Annotated in this window: 1 protein-coding gene; it reads right to left on the bottom strand. The window is 43.9% G+C overall.

The genetic code is table 11. The features are described from left to right. Positions 1-33 precede the first annotated feature (33 nt). Positions 34-1,580 (bottom strand): IS3 family transposase gene (locus AB9H30_RS19285; RefSeq protein ID WP_371196422.1). Its coding sequence is split into 2 segments (ribosomal slippage): positions 34-1,118 and positions 1,118-1,580, totalling 1,548 coding nucleotides; the frame shifts between segments, so codons are not numbered across the junction. Between the last annotated feature and the right edge of the window lie 75 nt (positions 1,581-1,655).

Here is a 1,655-nt window from a genome sequence, read left to right as displayed (position 1 = left end):
TCGGTGTTTGTCAAACTAGTTGTCGCGATTAACCTATTTTACACCTTCAATTTCAATCCTATCGCGAGCAGGATTTAGGTATACTTTTTCGACCAGATCCCAGTTGCGGGTTTGGCCGCTCCATCGCTCTGGATTTCTAAGTTTGGCTTTTTGATATACGTCCTTCCTTTTTGCTAACACTTCTTTAGCTTTACCTGCGTGGCGTTGTTGAGGGGTCACGAATTTCAATCCACTGTGTTTATGATTAACATTGTACCAATGACTAAATTTCAACACCCAATCGCGTGCCGCAGCTATGTTTAAAAAACCTTTATATGGATAATCCGGCCTGTATTTACACGTTTTAAATATTGACTCAGAATAAGCATTATCGTTACTGACTCTTGGACGACTAAACGATGTTGCAACACCCAACTGATATAAGGTTTCTAACATAGAAGCACCTTTCATTGGACTCCCGTTATCCGAATGCAATATCAATGGTTTATCTCTAATATCTTCACGTAAATGAGTACGCCGAATAAGGGTTGCCGCGTGAGCGGCAGACTCTTCGTCATGTATTTCCCAACCCACAATTTTTCGACTAAACACATCTAAAATTAAATATAAGTAAAAATGGAAGCCTTTCGCAGGGCCTGGCAACCACGTAATATCCCAACTCCACAATTGGTTAGGGCCATCAGCACTATGCGTCGTAGCGACCTTCCTGTCGTTACTTTGCCCACGGCCTCGACGATGTTGCAACTTTTCTTCATGCAACACGCGATAGCATGTGGACTCTGACGCTAGATAAATACCCTCATCGGCTAAAGCCGGCACCATTTGGCTCGCTGGTAAACTTTTATATGCCTCGCTATTCATTGTATCCACTAGCCGTTTACGTTCTGCTAAGGTCAACTTGTTCTTAGGCGCAGGCCTCACTGAGCCTGGTCTTCCATCGCTTTTGATAACACCAGCAGCTATCCAACGCTGATACGTTCTAATCGTTATGCCTAGCTCTGTGCAAGCCTTATATTTCGCGGCACCACTTAACACCGCTTCATCAATTAATATCACGGCTTGTGAGCGATCTGCGTCGAGGATCATTCGTCCTCGGCTTCCCCCCAGATCGCATTGGCTTTTTTTCTTAAGACCAACAATGCCGCTGTTTCAGCGAGGGCTTTCTCCTTTCTGCGTAACTCTTTTTCTAAAGCGTTAATGTGCTGCTTATCTTTTTTTGCTGCAGCTTGAAACACTTTCTCATGCTCAGAAACGTTTGCGTTGGCATCGAGACAGGCATTTTTCCATGCCTCTATTTGTTCAACAAACAGTCCCTTTTTACGACAATAAAGCGCTAACTCTGCCTCGTTTAGCGTCGCCGTTTCTAACACGGCTGCAAACTTATTGGCTGAAGACCATTGTTCAGCGTTTTTTCCATTACCGGGCATAACTTGCCCCTTATCTTTGGCTTGTTTACGCCAATAGTACAGGGTTGCTTGGCTGATCCCCATATCTAATGAGAGTTTTGTAATAGAAATATTATTAGGCGGTCGCATCTTCTTTAGCGCCGACTCTTTCCTTTCATTTGAATAATGTTGCATTGTCACTCCGCGCCCTCAACTTAACTGCAGTGGTTAAATTTTAAACGCGACAGGTAGTCTGACAGAGAGGGGTAT

The organism is Glaciecola sp. SC05 (assembly GCF_041380235.1).
Classification (GTDB): Bacteria; Pseudomonadota; Gammaproteobacteria; order Enterobacterales; family Alteromonadaceae; genus Glaciecola.
This window is presented reverse-complemented; position numbering and strand designations above follow the sequence as displayed.